Annotated in this window: 17 protein-coding genes; 10 read left to right on the top strand and 7 right to left on the bottom strand. The window is 43.0% G+C overall.

Features of this window, described 5'->3' with window-relative positions:
- Positions 1 to 248 precede the first annotated feature (248 nt).
- Positions 249 to 2060, top strand: coding sequence for a hypothetical protein (locus tag MHO32_RS06035; RefSeq protein ID WP_110415962.1), 1812 nt, complete (start codon positions 249 to 251; stop codon positions 2058 to 2060).
- 56 nt (positions 2061 to 2116) lie between these two features.
- Here the strand turns inward: MHO32_RS06035 and MHO32_RS06040 are convergent, their stop codons facing one another.
- Complete coding sequence (locus MHO32_RS06040) at positions 2117 to 3103, bottom strand: cytochrome-c peroxidase (RefSeq protein WP_017818076.1); 987 nt, start codon at positions 3101 to 3103, stop codon at positions 2117 to 2119.
- 633 nt (positions 3104 to 3736) lie between these two features.
- Here MHO32_RS06040 and MHO32_RS06045 point away from each other — a divergent pair.
- Complete coding sequence (locus tag MHO32_RS06045; RefSeq protein WP_239210909.1) at positions 3737 to 5329, top strand: S8 family peptidase; 1593 nt, start codon at positions 3737 to 3739, stop codon at positions 5327 to 5329.
- A 103-nt stretch (positions 5330 to 5432) separates the two neighbouring features.
- On the opposite strand, the gene MHO32_RS06050 is transcribed toward MHO32_RS06045, so the two are convergent.
- The gene (locus MHO32_RS06050; protein ID WP_005446045.1) at positions 5433 to 6317 is read right to left on the bottom strand and encodes a LysR family transcriptional regulator; all 885 of its coding nucleotides are present in this window, start codon (positions 6315 to 6317) and stop codon (positions 5433 to 5435) included.
- A gap of 193 nt (positions 6318 to 6510) precedes the next feature.
- Here MHO32_RS06050 and MHO32_RS06055 point away from each other — a divergent pair, with 193 nt between their 5' ends.
- Together MHO32_RS06055 and MHO32_RS06060 are read left to right on the top strand one after the other, a co-directional pair.
- A complete protein-coding gene (locus MHO32_RS06055) occupies positions 6511 to 7407 on the top strand; it encodes an SDR family oxidoreductase (RefSeq protein ID WP_050908892.1) in 897 nt (298 codons plus the stop codon).
- A gap of 263 nt (positions 7408 to 7670) precedes the next feature.
- Positions 7671 to 8837 (top strand): hypothetical protein, encoded by a 1167-nt coding sequence (locus MHO32_RS06060; protein ID WP_050939715.1) that lies wholly within the window; start codon positions 7671 to 7673, stop codon positions 8835 to 8837.
- A gap of 133 nt (positions 8838 to 8970) precedes the next feature.
- Here the strand turns inward: MHO32_RS06060 and MHO32_RS06065 are convergent, their stop codons facing one another.
- A complete protein-coding gene (locus MHO32_RS06065) occupies positions 8971 to 9579 on the bottom strand; it encodes a LysE family translocator (protein WP_005446042.1) in 609 nt (202 codons plus the stop codon).
- A 161-nt stretch (positions 9580 to 9740) separates the two neighbouring features.
- On the opposite strand from MHO32_RS06065, the gene MHO32_RS06070 reads away from it, so the two are divergent.
- Together MHO32_RS06070 and MHO32_RS06075 are read left to right on the top strand one after the other, a co-directional pair.
- Positions 9741 to 11099, top strand: coding sequence for an aminotransferase-like domain-containing protein (locus tag MHO32_RS06070; RefSeq protein WP_239210911.1), 1359 nt, complete (start codon positions 9741 to 9743; stop codon positions 11097 to 11099).
- Positions 11100 to 11226: 127 nt separating this feature from the next.
- A complete protein-coding gene (locus MHO32_RS06075; protein WP_047516805.1) occupies positions 11227 to 11742 on the top strand; it encodes a membrane protein in 516 nt (171 codons plus the stop codon).
- Positions 11743 to 11831: 89 nt separating this feature from the next.
- Here MHO32_RS06075 and MHO32_RS06080 read toward each other — a convergent pair whose 3' ends face one another.
- Positions 11832 to 12752, bottom strand: a complete 921-nt coding sequence (locus MHO32_RS06080) for a LysR family transcriptional regulator (protein ID WP_239210913.1) — start codon at positions 12750 to 12752, stop codon at positions 11832 to 11834.
- A gap of 148 nt (positions 12753 to 12900) precedes the next feature.
- Between MHO32_RS06080 and MHO32_RS06085 the strand changes: the two genes are divergently transcribed.
- Together MHO32_RS06085 and MHO32_RS06090 are read left to right on the top strand one after the other, a co-directional pair.
- Entirely contained in the window at positions 12901 to 13143 is a 243-nt protein-coding gene (locus MHO32_RS06085; RefSeq protein WP_005446034.1) for a hypothetical protein, read from the top strand.
- A gap of 39 nt (positions 13144 to 13182) precedes the next feature.
- Entirely contained in the window at positions 13183 to 13734 is a 552-nt protein-coding gene (locus tag MHO32_RS06090; RefSeq protein WP_239210914.1) for a carboxymuconolactone decarboxylase family protein, read from the top strand.
- An 81-nt stretch (positions 13735 to 13815) separates the two neighbouring features.
- On the opposite strand, the gene MHO32_RS06095 is transcribed toward MHO32_RS06090, so the two are convergent.
- From MHO32_RS06095 to MHO32_RS06105, 3 genes are all read right to left on the bottom strand, one after another.
- Positions 13816 to 14337, bottom strand: a complete 522-nt coding sequence (locus tag MHO32_RS06095) for a YgjV family protein (protein WP_050925867.1) — start codon at positions 14335 to 14337, stop codon at positions 13816 to 13818.
- A 98-nt stretch (positions 14338 to 14435) separates the two neighbouring features.
- Complete coding sequence (locus MHO32_RS06100) at positions 14436 to 15002, bottom strand: Crp/Fnr family transcriptional regulator (RefSeq protein ID WP_059678554.1); 567 nt, start codon at positions 15000 to 15002, stop codon at positions 14436 to 14438.
- Between the two features lie 77 nt (positions 15003 to 15079).
- Positions 15080 to 16453, bottom strand: a complete 1374-nt coding sequence (locus MHO32_RS06105; RefSeq protein WP_239210915.1) for an MATE family efflux transporter — start codon at positions 16451 to 16453, stop codon at positions 15080 to 15082.
- A gap of 272 nt (positions 16454 to 16725) precedes the next feature.
- On the opposite strand from MHO32_RS06105, the gene msrP reads away from it, so the two are divergent.
- A complete protein-coding gene (gene msrP, locus MHO32_RS06110; RefSeq protein ID WP_005446028.1) occupies positions 16726 to 17730 on the top strand; it encodes a protein-methionine-sulfoxide reductase catalytic subunit MsrP in 1005 nt (334 codons plus the stop codon).
- Positions 17727 to 18344, top strand: a complete 618-nt coding sequence (gene msrQ, locus MHO32_RS06115; protein WP_239210916.1) for a protein-methionine-sulfoxide reductase heme-binding subunit MsrQ — start codon at positions 17727 to 17729, stop codon at positions 18342 to 18344. The genes msrP and msrQ overlap by 4 nt, the downstream gene beginning before the upstream one ends.
- The last annotated feature ends 50 nt before the right edge of the window (positions 18345 to 18394 follow it).

The raw sequence follows: 18394 nt of genomic DNA on the forward strand, positions 1-18394 counted from the left end.
GAAAAAGCCTTATGTTTGCTAGATGAGACGGTTTGTTAAGTTTGATTTTTTAATAAAAAGAATGCCTAAAGGTTATTAAATAAGAACAAGCTCTATTTTTAATCACTCAAAACTTTTAATTTGATAAATGTAATTTGTCAAATTAAAAACTTTTATTTTCTATCTGTAGGTGTATTGATGATATAGAATGCGCGCCCCTTTTTACTGTTTTAAAACAGTGAGCTTTTTAAGATTTTATGAAATTAACTATGAGTTTAAATAATAAGTCAGTTTGTGCGCTAATGTTAATGGCTTTGGCGGGTTGTGGTACTGAGTCAAAGAATAACGAAGTTGAGGCTGAACATAGAACGATAAATGGTCTAGCTTCTAATGGGGGGGCGATAAAAGGGCATGTGACCTTTAGTGGTTCTCCAAAAGCTCTATTTGAGCATGATGTTATCAATGTTGTTAAAGATGGCATATTTTCGATACAGAATGCCGATGAGATTGAGTATCCAGTGTTGCTTAAGATAGCAGGCTTTCATGGTATCGAGTCTAATGTCGAATACTCCTTATTGCTTGATAACAATGACTCACGAGTGAACCTATCTGCTTTAACAAGACTCATTGTAAGTAAAGTTACGGGTGTGGATGCCGATTTGGCATTTGATAACTTCGATACGTATAAAAACCTGTTTACGAAAGACGCAATAGAAAATGCACAAAGCGAGTTGGTTAAAGTTATTGAGCCGTTATTGATTGCTGCAGGAGTGGAAGTTAATGTGAACTTCTTGTCGGAACAGTATAAGGCAGACTTTACCAATTTAGACAGTGTGCTTTCTACACTAGATGTAGAATACAAAACTGATAGGGCGGTAATAACTTATATACCTAATAAGAACTATTCTGTTGAACTCTCTTATAAAGAATCTTGGTCTAATTATTCACTAATTCCTTCCGGTAGTGATATTGAACAGTTAAGTCGCGATTTGAAAGTCATTCATAGAGCTAGTGAAATATTAGAAGAAATGATTCTGTTGAGAGAGGATAAGGTTGCTTTTGAATCTCTTCTTTCTCCTAATGCCCATTGGTTCGGGAGCAATTATCAGTCATTACACGAGCGTTACTTCGATATTTTACCAGCAGAGAATAATCCAAACCTACAGCGTTACCGTGACCTAATTATCCTTGAAAGTCGACCTGAAACACAGCAATACCTGCTTGGCTATACTACTGCGTTTGAAGCAAGCACTGCATCTAGCATTTCTAGAGATCAAGCATGGTTTGAGTTTGTCGATGGTGAGTTGAAATTCCTAGGTGATGACAAGCCATTTCCGACTTCTTTCTATGCGCTATACAAGCTCAATGCAGCGCCAAGCGAATACAACTGGTATCCGCAAGACGAGTTTAGATGGGTTTTCGAAGCAACGGGTTTCCTTTCATCAAGCGATTGTACAATCAGTCTAGACAGAGGTCATTGGCAATGGGGTTCTGAAGAATTTATTGACAGTCTACCTTCATTAAATGAGGTATTTCCAGGGCTACAATATGTCACGGTTACCTCTCCGACGAATGCGGAGATTAAATTAGACAAAATATATCGTGAGCCTTCAGATAACACTTGTCACTTAGTTGATAGCCATAACAGAGTTAGTGGTCTTTTAGACGGATACCCAATTGAGTTAGGGAAGGATGATATTGCTCTGAATAAAGCGTACACCGTGACTTACGTATATTCTGATCATCAATTATCTAAAACCATTTATTTAACTCAACCGCCAGAGGGCAAAGAAGCTATGGGACCGTATCTAGCTAAGCTAGTCGATGTTAATGGCTCTAAGGCGTCGTTTTTATATGATTGGCAACGTGATGACAAATTTGTGGTTGAAGGTGATCTGTATGTATTTTTCCCCAACCATGTTGGCGTTGGTACGAGAATGAATATCGAGACCGGTAAGACAGAAGTTACTTCTTCGCCAAGTGATGATGTGGTTCGAATTTTTCACACTGCATTTGATCCATATGGACGAGTCATCAATAACTATTTAGTTTCTAGTGATAGCGTCACCCCTTTGAACTAAATTGATGAATAACAAACCGAGCAGTAGCTCGGTTTGTGTATTTAGAATGTCTATCTTTAGATATTCGGGCGAGCAGTCTCGTTAGTTGAAGGAGGTAGGTGAGGAAGAGTCACCTCTGGTTGATCACCGGTTAACGAACGTAAGAACTCAGTGATTTTAACCGATTCCTCTTTCGTCAGCTTCTGACCAAGCTGAAGGTCAGCCATCATTGCTACTGCTTCTTCTAGATCCCAAACAGAGCCGTCGTGGAAGTACGGGTAGGTGAGTTCGATGTTACGCAGTGTCGGTACTTTAAACACAAACTTATCGAAATCATTCCCCGTGATCGCTTTGCGCCCTATGTCTGGGTTGTCTGTTGCAAATGGCTTCACTAAGCCCATTTTTTGGTACATTTGCCCGCCAGCCAATGGACCACTATGACACGCTGTACAACCTTTTGCCTTGAATAAGTTATAACCCTCGACTTGCGCTGTTGTTAGTGCATTGTCGTCGCCTTTCAACCAAAGATCGAACGGCGCATTTGGTGTACGTAACGTTTGCTCAAACGTCGCAATCGCATCGGTTACATTATCGATGGTGATTGTCTCACTGCCGTAAGCTTCTTTAAACCACTCACGATATTGAGGAATCGATTTTAGCGTATCGATAGCCAATTGGTGAGTGAATGCCATTTCGAGTGGGTTCTCAATTGGACCTGCTGCTTGTTCCTGCAAATCTTTGGCGCGTCCGTTCCAAAACTGAACGAAGTTTAAGTCTGAGTTAAACACCGTTGGTGAGTTGATAGGACCAATCGCCCATTTATGACCAATGGAACTTGGTAGGTTATCGACGCCACCTTTTGCGATGTTATGGCAAGAGTTACAAGAAATGGTGTTGGAGGCGGATAATCGAGGTTCAAACCACAACGTTTTACCCAGTTCTACCTTTTTCGCATCAAGACCAGCAACCGGTTCAATCACCTTAATGGGTTCTGCGGATTGGCGCTCAGCATAAGCACCGAAAGATAGGACTGACAAGACGCTCACTGCTATAAGAGTTTTCATAATAACTTCCTTTTTAAGTGATTTTTTCACTCTCACTAGGGCGGCGCACTTCTTATTGGTACGCTCTGGAAGTCACGGTATAGCAATCGTTTTTTTCTATAAAATGCAAAAAATCGATGGTTTTTATGGTAAAAAACGATGTTAAAAGCGAACAAAGTTTGCACGATTTGATTTTGCTTGCTTTTAGCGGTGGTGGTTACTTTTTATTTACAAATATGTAAAGAATATAAACGAATGGTTCGTTGATTTAGGTCAATTATGCAATTAAGTGAGAACCATAGGAGGGAGTCCCTAGCAAAGTCCACGATTGAAGGTTTTATCTCGCTAGCTTAGGTTGGATAGAGGATATTTAACAACTAACAACTCCGATGTTTAGAGTTATTCCATTTTAGGGATTCTGCTCTAAATCTAGATGGGCTTTTACATTTCAATTTCAATAAAGCTTGGTCATTGATCATGTTTTTGAGTATGCGAATTATTATCAATTATGCATGTTATTGCTTATTATCTAATTTGATGGTGTAACGTCACTGCAGCACCTATTGAGCGTACTACGCTGATTTTCTGTCTTTTCGTGTTGACAGTTTGGTACTAGGTAAAAATCAACAAGACTATGATTTCAAGGAACATTCTATGTTAAAGAAACTACTAAGTTGTTGTATCACCTCGGCACTCTGTTTCCATTCTTCTCTCGCTTTTTCGCAATCGACAGAACTCCCAAATGATGCGGATTTAGCGCAGACACCTGCGTCACTGATGCTTGCGCCTGAAGACGTCGCCATCGCTGATCGTTATATCGTTGTATTTCATCAACCTCAAATGATGATGAATAATTCACTTGAATTACAGCAGTTCACACAACAATCTGTGGACCGAATGTCTGGTTTGTACTCAATACAAGTGGAATCAGTATTCGACAATTCGATCAGCGGTTTCGTTGCCACGTTAGCTCCTGAACAGTTAAAAGCGTTACGTGCTGATCCACGTGTTAAATACATCGAGCAAGACAGAATTCTTACACTAGACCCAATAGTCTCGGCAGAAGTAAACCAAAGTAATGCAATTTGGGGGCTAGACCGAATTGATCAACGTAGCCTGCCTCTCAATAACAATTACAGCGCCAACTTTGATGGAACGGGCGTAACGGCTTACGTTATCGATACGGGTGTGAACAACTCGCACGTTGAATTTGCCGGACGCTCCATTTCGGGATATGACTTTGTTGACAATGATGCGGATGCCAGTGACTGTAATGGACACGGCACACACGTAGCGGGCACGATCGGCGGATCTTTGTATGGCGTGGCAAAGAACGTGAGCATTGTTGGTGTCAGAGTGCTTAGCTGTTCTGGCTCAGGTTCAACGTCCGGCGTTATTGCGGGTGTTGATTGGGTAGCTGCCAATGCTTCTGGTCCTTCGGTTGCCAACATGAGTTTAGGTGGTGGGCAATCTGTTGCTCTTGATAGCGCAGTGCAAAGCGCAGTTCAGTCCGGCGTTAGCTTTATGCTTGCAGCTGGTAACTCCAATGCTGATGCCTGTAACTACTCACCTGCGCGTGTTTCTTCTGGTGTTACTGTCGGCTCGACGACGAGCTCTGACGCACGTTCTAGTTTTTCAAACTGGGGTAGCTGTGTCGATGTTTTTGCTCCAGGATCACAAATCAAGTCTGCTTGGTATGATGGCGGTTATAAGACGATAAGTGGCACTTCAATGGCAACCCCACATGTTGCTGGTGTTGCTGCGCTTTATCTCCAAGAATACAGTGCACTTTCACCAAGCCAAGTGGAAGCGCTGATCGTTGAGCGCGCAACCAGTGGCAAAGTCACGGACACAAGAGGCAGTGTGAATAAATTGCTTTACAGTTTAACGGATGCTGATTGTGGTCAAGATTGTGGTGGTCCTGATCCAACGCCAGATCCAGAAGGTAAATTGATCTCAGGTGTGCCAGTGAGTGGCTTAAGCGGTTCAACAGGGCAGGTAGCTTATTACTACGTAGATGTAGAAGCAGGGCAACGTCTAACGGTACAAATGTATGGCGGCAGCGGTGATGCAGATTTGTATCTACGCTTTGGCTCTAAGCCAACGCTTAATGCTTGGGATTGTCGACCTTTCAGATACGGCAACAGTGAGACATGTACAGTTAATGCCACTCAAAGCGGACGTTACCACGTAATGATTCAAGGCTATTCAAACTACAACGGTGTAAGCATCCAAGCGAGTTACTAGTCACTGTTACGCATAGTAGAAAGTATCGATGGCAGTAAAATACAAAGCCCACTTGTCGGTGGGCTTTGCTTTATGGCGCTGTTTTGATGACTCGTGATTGACGTTATTCAAACGCATCGCTCTTTTGTTTTAAGAACTCGATCAGTGTGCGTACTCTTAGCGGCATTAGCGCTTTCTCTTGGTACACTGCATAAATCGGTATTTCTAAATCGTGCACATCAGGTAGGATACGTACGAGATCTCCTCGCGCTAACTCTTCCTTCATCATAAAGCTCGGCATGATGGCAAAACCAAGATGATTCAGAACGAACGCTTTGACTGTCGCAGCGGTTCTCACTTGTACCTTTGGGCTGTGAATCAAACGTGTCACCTGACCTTTGTTATTGGTCATCGTAAGCTGCTTATCACCGTGAACGATATGGTGGCTAATCCAATCCAGTGTTAAGAGATCTTCAGGTGTGGATACCGCCTTAACTTTGCTTAGATAGGTTGGGGTAGCGCAAAGCATATCTCGGAAATAACCAAGCTTGATTGCATATAAGCTCGAATCTTCAAGGGCGGAAGAGGCACGCAGTGCAATATCACAACGAGATTCAATCAGGTTGCTGTAACTGTCACTCTCAATAATATCGAGTTTGATTTCCGGGTAGAGGTGCATGAACTCACTCAGTATATCCACCATCGCTGAGCTAGGTGTGGATATCCGAATCGTACCGCTTGGAATCTGGTTAGCATCTTGCGTTTCTGCATTCGCTTCAGATGCAATATCGCCAATCAGTTTGCATTTCTCATAGTAACGCAACCCTGCGTCGGTCAATGAAAGAGAGCGAGTAGTGCGATGCAGTAAACGTGTATTTAGCGCTTGCTCAAGTTTAGAGACGATCTGCGATACACGCGCTTTACCGATATCAAGCTCATCCGCTGCTTGAGTAAAGGATTGTTTCTCTGCCACTTTAGCAAAGACCATCATGTCATCGAGTGAAATCATATAGCTTATTGTCCGGAAGTTCTTATTATTCACTATTGTTTAGTAATAATTAACAATTAGTTTAATCAAAGGGTAATTATCTATCAATCATCAAACGATATAGTGTCTCCATCGACAGCGGGGAGCCACAGCAGCTTGGTCATCTCCGCGTTATTAAAAAGAAATTATTTAAGAATTGAATGGAGAAACCGTCATGTCAGATCGCAAAATTCTAGTAACAGGTGCATCAGGTAAACTAGGTTCACAAGTAGTAAAAGCACTGCTTGAAGAGCTAAATGTTCAACCAAGCCAATTGATTGTAACTACTCGCCATCCAGACAAACTGCAAGCGTTAGCAAGCCAAGGTGTGGATGTTCGCGAAGCAGACTTTTCTAGCCCAGAGTCACTAGAGAAAGCATTTCTCGGCGCAGACAGCATGCTGCTTATTAGCATCGACGCTTCTGGTCCTCGTACTCAAGCACACTTGAATGCTGTAGCGGCAGCGGAAAAAGTAGGGGTGAGCCATATCGCTTATACGTCGATGCCTTCTGCAGAGAGTTCGCCAGTGATGTTTGCTCATGAGCATGAAGCTACTGAAAATGCGATTAAACAAAGTCGCATCCCTCATGCCACCATCATGCGCAACAATTGGTATTTTGAAAACTTGGCAGAGTACTTCGCAAGCATTCTACAATCGGGTCATTGGTTGACGTCGGCAGCAGAAGGTCGCTCGGCTCAGTTATCACGTAAAGATTTGGCTTTTGCAGCGGCATCTGCATTAGTAAAACCAGCGCAAGGTAAAGTTATACTTCCAATGAACGGTGCACAATCTATGACACATGCGGAAATGGCGAAGGTGATAGATAAAGTGTTGGGTACATCGACCACCATGGTGAACTTGTCTGATGAGGATTACCAAGCACAGTTAGAGTCGTTTGAATTGCCTGCACCAATCGTAGAGTTATGTGTAACAATGGACAAACACAACCGTGGAAACTATTCAGACGGCACAAGTGAGGCATTTGAAAAGCTGACTGGTAAGCAGCCACAAAGCTTTGAAGCCTGGTTAGAAGCAAACAAAGCCGAGCTACAAAAACTAGCGAATGCTTAAGATGATTTGAAACTAAAAAGGGACTCATTTGAGTCCCTTTTTAAATGTCGTTGACGAGACCTTAACTATAAATTATTTATTGGTTTTAACGTATTAATAGCGAACAGGTCGAAGAGAAAATAAATGAATTTTCCCCTTCATAATGAGCTTTTGTTTAGTAATAATACCTTATTGAACGGTTACTTCATCACCACTCTTTATTCTAAGTGTCAAATTTATCATATTGTAACAAATTCTTACATTTGGTAATTAGGGCAAACTTAATGCGATATCAATCTCCTCCAAGTGACCACACCGAACAAGCACAACAATCCGTCCAAGAGCGCGCTGAACAACAACGTATAGCTCGCAGGGAAGAACTAAAAGTTACGCAAGCAGACAATAAACGCTGGGCTGCTAACCGAGAGAGAGTCCTTGCTGAGCGCAACAACGAAAACACCGACGTCGCACTAACGCCATTAAAAGAAAAAAAGAAAAAGAGTGGTCTCAGTTCATTGTTGTGTGCAAAACCGAGTTTTTCCAAACCACCGACCAAGACAGTTGCTTATTGCTGGGTCAATACAAAAGCAGAAAGTGGCGAAGACAATGTTATTCCAAGTGTTGAAAAAGAACATGGTCTGCTGAATGTAATTAGTAATGCTAAAGTCACTCCAAAGGTGAAACACGTTATTTATGTCGATAGACGTACGAAAGGTCGAACCTGTTACGACTCACGTGTAGAGCTTCCTGAGAATGTTAAATTCGTTTCAGTTGATGAATTACTGACGAAGAAAAACATGGCAACACCTGCCATTGCGAAGAAGATGACAGAGCTGTATGAGGCAAGCATCAACTACGGTAGTCCTGCCTTTGCAAAGAACATGGTCTCCTTACTCGCTCTAAATGCCGGAGATTACTTCTTCGATATCGGTGTCAGCATAAAGCCAGACGGCAATTTAGCTAAGCACCTTAATGGCGAGAGCAAATTTTCTGGCGGTGCAGTAGGTAACGGAAGCTATCTGATGGGTGGACACGACAAAGAAGCGATCGAAATGGTTGTCGAGTTCCTCTATGGATTGTACACCTGTGAAAGAGCGCCAACTGTGCATCCTAAAAAAGCAGTGGAGATCTTAGACAATCTCGATAAATCACTAACGCCAAATGAGGTGATAAGCAAGGTTGTAGATAATGCGAAATTAGACGAGCAAATCACGCCGGCTGAATTCGTTACTTATTCTCGTAAGATGGAGAAGGAATTTGCTGAACGTGGCGTTAAGACAACGATGTGTGAATATGCCCGCCACACTGACGCCGTTTTTGGTAACACCATTACAATACTGACAAATAGCGTGAAAAAGAAATTTGCGGATGGAACAGATTTCGTTAATACCCATAAGATGAGCCATATTCATAAAACAAAAGTGGAAGCGCACCACGTCCCAGTTTTGTAGAGCGCGCAGAAGAGTATTGAGCTCATCCAGTTACTCGGTACGGCGCCAAAATCAAAAACGCCCACACTTGTTCAGCAGTGTGGGCGTTTTATCTTTTTTGATTCACCAGCCAGTATTACTTAACCGTTAGTACTCAGATTGAGTGCTCCAACACTGGTAACAATGATATGAATGTTATCGCTGCTAGGCTGATATTGAACATACGCTGCTTTAATGTGGTATTGAGATAAACACGGATTTTTTGACCAACCCAGACCCAAGTCATATTGGCAAGCAGTCCGAATGTCGTAAACACGAAAGTAATCAATGCGACAGATAACCAATAGCTGGAGGGGAGGCTATAACTTGTGACCAAAGCAAGTGATGCCATCCAAGCCTTCATATTACCTAGTTGAAACAACGTAGCCTGAGTTACGTTGATTGGTTTGCTTTTGGTGGCTTTACCCGCGAAAGAGTTGGTACACAACAGCTTTATTATCAACCAGAACATGTAAGCCAGACCGATGTATTTTATGGCGAGATACCAACTTGGATGAGTCTGGAGAGCAACGCCAGCACCACACGCGCAAAGCAGAATTAACCCGATAACACCAATACGGATACCAATTAGGTGTCGCCATGATTTCCGGACACCAAATTGTGCCCCTGAGTTGGCGAGCAATAAGTTATTTGGACCGGGCGTGATGGCGGTAACAAACGCAAATAAACTCATCGCTGGCATTAGGTCCCATAATGTTGTCATTTCCTTTCCTCTCAAATAAGTGCAGCTGAGCCAAGAGTAAAGGGGCAAAGTGAGAGAGACCTACAGTTAATGCGTCATGGTGACAATTCTTTGATTTCATTTTCGTCAGGCCTTATTTATCCTGAATACAAGAATTAATTGTACCCCTTCGGAGAGAGACAATGTTAGTCCCTGATATATCGGGTCGTTCCGGACCTAAGTTTATGGCACTGGCTGATGCGATTGCTGAGGTGATAGAGAGTGGTGAACTCGAACCAGATACGAAATTACCCCCTCAGCGTATTTTGTCTTATCGCTTGGGTGTGACGGTTGGAACGGTGACAAGGGCGTATCAGGAGCTTGAGCGGAGGGGCTTAACAGAGCCAAAAGTAGGAAGTGGTACTTATGTTCGGAACAGAGAAACTGAACTGAACCATTTTTATCATCCGGTATTGGAAGAACAAGGCGTTGATTTGGCCCGCTGCCGACCTTTGTTATTATCGCAGCCGAAATTTCTGGCGAATGCGTTGAAAGAGTTATCTCACGAGGAGATCGCGCAGGCAGCCGTGCTGGATTACTACTCCGCTGATGGCATTCAGGGTCATAACGAGACTCTTCGACAATGGCTGATGAGCAAATTTAATATCGATATTGATGCACGGCGTCTAGTGTGGACTCATGGAGGGCAACACGGGATCTCGCTGATTATTCAAGCATTAAGCCGTCCAAAAGATACTATTCTTGCCGAAGGGCTGTGTTATCCAGAGTTCATCTATGCATGTCAGCAATCCGAACGAAAGCTAGTGCCAGTAAAAGTCGATGAACATGGATTAGATCCAGAAGATCTGGCATTGCACTGTAAGAGGCATCGCCCAAAACTGCTTTATCTCACGCCGGGAATACAAAACCCGACCGGAGCTCAATTAACAGATAGCCGAAGACTAAAAATTATAGAAATATGCCGTCGTTACAATGTGTTGATTATTGAGGACGACGTTCTCTACTGCCCGCCATCCCATCGAAAGAGTCCTTTAGTCGCTATTGCTCCGGATATTACCTTATACGTGGGCAGTTTTTCTAAGTACTTCGCTGGTGGATTGCGACTGGGCTTTATCATTCTTCCATTGTCTTTCAAAGAGTTACTGCAACGAGCGCTACGAGCCAGCTGTATGTATGTTAGCCCTTTGATAATCGATCTGGTTTGTCGTTGGTTAACCAGCGGAGCGATGCAGGCGGTGGACGAAGAGATCGCGATGGAACTCAGTGCGCGTCATCGGATCTGGAAGGCTGTATTTCCCGAAATCCAGATTGGCGTCCCTGGCTACAATGTATGGTTACCTTTACCTGAGCCATTAACAGGGTATCACTTTAACCAATCGTTGTTGAAACATGGGGTCAGAGTGAGAGAAGCAGAAATGTTTGCCGTGGGTCGGTATGAAGTGCCAGCAGCGGTGAGGATATCACTTGCAGGTCCACTAAGCCGCCCACAATTGCAGTCCGCTTTAGAGACCGTCAGAGAGCAAATCGCACGGCTCACTTAAACGCTCTAGAGGTAATATTTAATCTTGCATTTTTGAACGGATACAAATCAAACCTGTCTATTTTTGAGGCTTATTGTGTTTCGTAGAATAGCGCCATCAACTTGCTAACACATAATGAAGGTTTGCTATGAGCACATCACAATTAGTTCTTGAATTATCTCTTATCGGCGCGATGCTACTCGTTACGAGTGTTTTTTTGGTTCGTAATTATGACAAAGCCGACAGCGCAGGAACAAAAGTTCAAAAGATCCTAACTGGTCTTCTCGGTGCCTTTATGGTGATGGCGGGAACCGTAAAATTCTTTGACCCGTTTGCGACTATGTTCGCAAAACAGATTGCGTTAAGTGAACTGCCTTTTCCTACTTTGTCTCGATGGATGGGTCAATTAGGTGAGATTTTTGCAGGTTTACTGCTACTTGTGGTGATGATTGGCAATAAGGTACTCGCAGCACCAATTAAAGATAAAGCCATGCAGTTATCAGCGCTGTTAACTACCGCAATTATGATTGTCGCGGTGTATGTTCACCTATTGCCAAATGTGCCAGCCGAAGTGCTACCACTTCAGTCTAAGCCACCTGTAATGACGCTGATTATTCTTGGGTTAGCTTGGTTAAATGCATTCCTATATTTTCGTAAAAAGTAATCGTAAAAGTTACAAAATCAACGCCAGATTAGTTCGTCTAGTCTGGCGCATTTCATTTATAAATAGGTATTTCATATATACAACAACTACTAATTTCGCTCTGAGTGAATCGAAGCCAGAAATTCTGCCGATTGCCCAAACCTTTCAAAAATCATGTCTCTAAAGGCAACCACTCTGGTCGCTATCAGCTTTCTGTCTGCCCACACCAAGAATGCTTTACCCGTTGGGAATTCTAGTTCTGGCAATACTTCTACTAACTCTTTTCTTTCTGCATGCTTTTCAAAGGCGGCTCTTGGCATCATGCAGATCCCAGCTCCTGCTATTGTCGCATCAATATTTAACCGCAGACTGCTGATTGAGTAACGAGGCTGATAAGGAATACGGATCGCTTTGCCATCTTCTTTTAGCTCCCAATACGGCAAGTTATTACCTGAGAGTAGCTGATGGTTAATCAACTCTTCTGCTCGTTCTGGCTGACCATGTTTTGCGATATAACTGGGTGATGCTGCGAGCATTAATGGTGATTCAAATAACCGACGCTGTATTAAATGACTGGCATGAGGTGGGGTCGTTACAATCGCAAGGTCAATCTGCTCATCAAAGAAACGCTCAGTGCCTGCACTAAATTGAATGGTTACGGATACCTCTGAGTGAAGCTGCATAAACTCAATCGCCATCTTTTGCAGGAAATTATCAGCAAATGGCTCAGGGCAAGAGACTCGGATTTCACCCGTCAATACTGGCTGGCTATTCGAAAGCTGCGTCCATTCATCATTTAACTGCATAAATAGGGCAGCGAAGCGTTGGTAGTATTCGTCGCCTGCCGTCGTGAGTTGGAACTGTTTTGCATTACGGTGTACCAGTTTTTCACCCAGTTTATCTTCGAGGCTTGCCACCGCCCTTGACAGCGTTGGGGCTGAAACGTGTGTTTTAAGGCTCGCCGCAGCAAAGCCGCCACACTCGACAGATTGGCAAAACAGATAGAGGTTGGAGATGTCTTTTGCTTTCATAATTGAACGCTCTTGGGAATGACACTTTGAGTTAATCATTCAAATATGAAAGATTCAAGTTCAATGTTGTCTATTTTTGATTGCGATGGTCGGGGCTAATATAGCCCCATCAATTAGCCAATCGAAGTAAGGTACAAGAGAGTCAAATATGAAAAAGTTTCCGCGCAAGTTCCAGTACCCATTAATGGTTTCTATGGTTCTACCAACTATGCTTCTTAGCATGCCAGCTATCATGGTTGCTAAGACGTTACCTACAAACGGTATGTTCTTCGATGCATGGTTAAACGCAGTTTCACAAATGGTGCCATCTGCACTGTTAGTTTTAGCCCTTGTAGCGCCAGCGGTTCGTTTGTTTGTAACCAAAGTCCTGCTAGAGCCAGAAGTAAAATAAGTCAGTAAAGTTAATAAGTTAGAGAATGGGAAAGAGAAAATGAACGAATTTAAACTACACACTGTTGAGTCTGCACCAGAAAAAAGCAAAGCAATCCTTGAAGGTGCACAAAAGCAAATGGGTATGATTCCTGGTCTTTACGCGGTAATGGCTGAGTCTCCTCAAATCCTAACGGCGTACACGCAACTGCATCAGCAATTCACTAATACATCATTCGACGCTGAAGAGCTAACAGTGGTATGGCAAACCATCAACGTTGAGCACGAATGTCACTACTGTGTTCCTGCACATACCGGGATCGCGCACTCAATGAAAGTAGACCCAGCACTGACTGAAGCATTGCGTAATTATGAAGCAATGCCAACTGAAAAGCTTCAAGCACTAAAAGACTTTACTCTTGCTGTCGTTCGTGAGCGTGGCAATGTATCAGAAACAGAACTAGCAGCGTTTTTTGCAGCAGGTTACGGTCAGCAACAGGTTCTGGAAGTGATCCTTGGTCTATCGCAAAAAGTGATTAGTAACTACGTAAACCATGTTGCTCACACCCCAGTAGATAAAGTATTTGAAAAGTTTGCTTGGTCTAAAGAGTAGTCCAATGAGCTAGATGCCATAGAGCGAACGACTAAGTTCGCTCTTTTTTTCATGTTGTTTGTCGTAAATATTGGCATATGTTTATACAGATTTCTTCTGAGTCAACAGACCTTGGCGTATCCCATAATAACGATAATAGCCGATAAGATTGCTGCTAATAAACAACAGCTCCATTAGTACAGCGGTAGGAGAGCCTGCAAGGTAATTGTGTATTAGCCAGAGCAAAGTTCCGACAATCATTAATTGCCGCAAACGTTGATCACTTTTACAAAATGCAGCTGTGGTCTGAAATAGCGTTCCGCCAAAACTAAGCAAATTGATTAAGTCAACAAAGGTCATCACAGTGATCATTAACGCAGAGGTTAAATACAGAAACATCCACCTTTTCGATGTAGTAAAGATACTAGTGAAATAGCGGATACTAGCGAGTAACATTAAGCTTGCGGCGGTCCATTGCTCTAGTAGAACAAAGTGGGTGCTAATCAAGATGCCAGATGCACATAAGCAACAGACAATTTTTTGCCTTTTTTTAAATTGAAATGATATCAGATCGAATACGATGGCGATTGCTATCAATATTTGGGACCAAAGAAATGCCGACATGCTTCCCTCCTACAAAATTTAGAATAAATATGGAGGTGGGATTATGCGTATGTATCCTAAGGTAGGAATTAACTTTAGTTAATTCCTACTTTTTATATTTAGCTTTTAATTCTGGCTTTCAATCTCGATAGGCTGACAGGGCTAATACCGATATAGCTGGCTATCTGAATGTTATTAAGTTTGGCTAACCAATGTGGCCAATACTGCAGCAAGTGCCGATACCTTTGCTCGGGTGTGTGGAGTAATAGAAGGGCTTCTTTCTGCTCCTTGAATATTAATTGTTGCTGTAACAGTGTGACTTTGGCTTGTGAGAACGAAGGCAATGTCAGTAAATTCAGAGGGACCCTTATTACTTCTGCTGCTGTAATAGCTTCAATTTGATATTGGGCAGGCATTCCCTGCAACCAACTTGAATAGAGGAAGCATAGCTCATCTTGAAAATAAAACTCTTTGCATCGTTCAAGACCGTTCTCACCGTAATGACAAGCTCTAAGTATTCCGGACAGGATAAAATAGCCATAGTCCTGCTGAGATCCCTGTGCGAGCAAAATATCTGATGGGTTTAGTGAGAGCAATTTAAACTGAGTTGACAAGGGTTTAACCGTTTGAGGTGGAACACCCATATCAGAGAAATGGTCAATCACCTTAGTGAATTTACCCAGCATAAAAACAGGTTCCATATTTGCTTTATTTCACCAAGACTAACACATTTAATCACTCGAAATATCCAAGATACTATTGATTATCGGTGTTCTGCTGTTTTCACTTTCATCATGAGGGCATGAGTAGCGGATAAGTATTGTTTTGCATAGCTCGTTAACTGTAACCATGAAAACAATCCAGCGAGTACATTCGCTATTGTTGCCGCAATGACGATAGTAAAAATGTCACCCTGTAACGAACCAATAGCAATCGCTGGGATGTACAGCACCAGCAATCTAACAAAGCAAACGAAAAGGGCGGTTTTGGGTTTACCCAATGCGTTGAAGATTGAAGTGACAACCATACATAAGCCTAAAGGACCGTAGCTAAACGGAATCACCCAAAGGGCTAGCTTCAACCAATCTTGCATTGTGTTGTCCGCCGATAGTAGAGGAACAATGATTGGTAAACTTACCACTAACAAAGTCGCGATGACCAAGTGGAACAAGATCACAAAGCGAGAAGCTGATTGAACAAGCGCTTGGATTGAATCGAAACGTTCGGCACCGAGCTGACGGCCAATCATTGGTGGTAACGACATGGTGAGCGCCAATGTGAAGATTAGCAAGAAGCTCTCGACTCGGTTGAGCAAACTCCAAAACGCAATTTCATTGGCACCAAGATGAGCGATGAACATCACGGTCACGAACGCGCTGACTGACGGTAAGATTTGGTTCATCATGGTTGGAATCGTGGTTTTGATCAGTAGATTGAAATCCTCTTTGCTGGCTAAAGCACAAGAGAAAGGAGCGAACCAGTGGCGACCTTTGGCTCTTTGCATCATGTAAGCCGCGCTGATGGCAAAACCAAGCATAGATGCTAGTGCTGCACCTGCGATCCCCATGTTAAGAACGAACATAAAGATTGGATCAAGTACGAGGTTGATAAGGCTTGCGATGACAAAAACGGAGCCAGTGACTTTAGTGTCACCATTCGCACGATAAACACAGGTCATCAAATACAGCACAGCACTCGATAGTGCGCTCAACAACCACAAGCCCCAGAACTGACCAAATAACACTTCGAGTTGCTGATACTGGGTGCCGCCGTCTTCCACAGAGATAAATGCGGAAAACACACTTTGTTCCATCAACCACAATGTAACTCCAATAAGTGCGATAAAAGCGCTGCCAACAAGCAATGCAAGTGAAGCCGTATTGGTAGCTCGTCGTGTGTCATTTGCACCAAAAGCATGAGAAATGATCGATGTTGCCGCGACACCGATGCCGACTTGAATGCCGATAAATGCAGCTTGGAAAGGCATGGTAATACCTTGCACCGTAAGCTCGTTTACACCAAGCTTGCCGATAAACACTGCATCAATAAGTTGTACTGACATGATCGCAAAGAGACCGACCGTTAAAGGCAGTGTTTTTTCGAGAACGGATTTTAAAGTCGAGGAAATCGCTAGCATCACAAGGCTCATGATTGGAAAGTTTGGGAACAATGCCAGTATAGACTTGTGATTGTTAATGATAAGAGGGGTAATCCCTAAATCAGTTTTTAGATTTGGTTAATAATGAAGTCGCTGCGTGTTCCACAGTGCGGCTGAATAGTAATTGCAAACTTAAATGCATATCGGTTTTTCGTTTTCTATGAAATAGAACTGCCATTGCTACGGTCTGTCTTAATCAACGTATTACCAGTTCGCTATTTACTAAAGTATGAACACATTCGGGGAAGATTATGTGGATTAAGAAGAATCATCGCTGGGCTTTATCTGAAAACGAAGCGACGCCAGAGTCCGTCTATAAAGAGCGTCGTGAAATATTGAAAAAGTTAGGCATTGCGGTTGTCGGTATGCCACTCGCTGCGAATGCACAAGCTGGTATTTTGGACATCTTCTCGTCAAAGGAAAAGCCAGTCTCAGATAATCGAATTGATCTTAGTGTGACTAAGCCACAGCAGTATCAAGCGGATCTTTCTCTTACTCCTGAGAGCAAGGTTTTGAAATACAATAACTTCTATGAGTTTGGTACCGATAAATCTGACCCAGCGAAAAACTCTTCTGAATTTGTGTCTGACCCATGGACGGTTGAGATCGACGGCTTGGTGAATAACCCGATTAAGCTCGACTACGATGACATCTTTAACAAGTTCACACTAGAAGAGCGAATCTATCGCTTACGTTGTGTCGAAGCATGGTCAATGAACATTCCGTGGATTGGTTTTCCTCTAGCAGACATCATCAAAATGGCGGATCCAAAAAGTAGTGCGAAATACGTTGCTTTTGAAACCCTCTACGACCCGAAACAGTTCCCAGCTCAAGGCTCGTTTAGCAGTATTGAATATCCTTACGTCGAAGGGCTTCGTCTTGATGAAGCAATGAACCCGCTCGCACTGATTTCTGTCGGTTTATACGGTAAGACGCTTGCACCACAAAACGGTGCGCCACTTCGCTTAGTTGTACCGTGGAAGTATGGTTTCAAAAGCATTAAGTCTATTGTTCGAATTCGTTTAACTGACCGAGAGCCGCCAACAACGTGGAATCGTTTAGCACCAAATGAATACGGTTTTTACGCTAATGTGAACCCAAATGTTGACCACCCACGTTGGAGCCAAGCAAGCGAGCGTTTCATCGGTGAGGGCAGTGTACTCAGCACTCGCAGACAGCCAACATTGATGTTCAACGGTTACGAGGAAGAGGTGGCGCATCTCTATAAGAATATGGACCTGAGGAAGTTCTATTGAGAAAGCTGACGCCAAAACACATCATTGCGCTTAAGGTCCTTATCCATCTTGTCTCTTTAGGCTTTTTAGGTCTGCTGGTTATTGCGATTAATACCGACAACTTAGGTGGCGACCCTGTTCAAGGCATTATCCATTACACGGGTATTAGCGCGCTGAATACGCTGTTTATTACCTTGTTAGTTTCTCCACTTGCGCGTTGGACCAAGCAGGGTTTGTTAGTTCGAGTTAGGAGACTACTTGGGTTATACAGCTTTTTCTGGGCAGTGCTTCATTTGGTTGCGTTTGCTGTGCTCGATTTAGGGTTGGATTGGAGTTTACTTGCCTCTGAAATCGTCAAACGCCCTTATTTGACCGTTGGTGCAGCAGTGTGGGTAATCTTGTTACTTCTGGCGGTGACTTCGACTCAATCTATACAACGCAAGATGGGTCCTAAATGGCAAAAGCTGCATAACTGGGTTTACTTAGCTGCGGTATTTGCGCCGATTCATTTCTATTGGTCGGTGAAGTCAGAGGTAGCAGAGCCGACGATCTATATTTTAATCGCTATTGGTTTGCTTTTTGCTCGATGGAAGACATTAAAACAGCGAGTGTTTCGAAAACTATTATCCAGTTGATGCGCTGTTAGACTAATTGCGACACATGAATCGATAAATTAAAAGGGGCT

It is taken from the genome of Vibrio sp. MMH1-50, from assembly GCF_022347645.1.
Taxonomy (GTDB): domain Bacteria; phylum Pseudomonadota; class Gammaproteobacteria; order Enterobacterales; family Vibrionaceae; genus Vibrio; species Vibrio harveyi.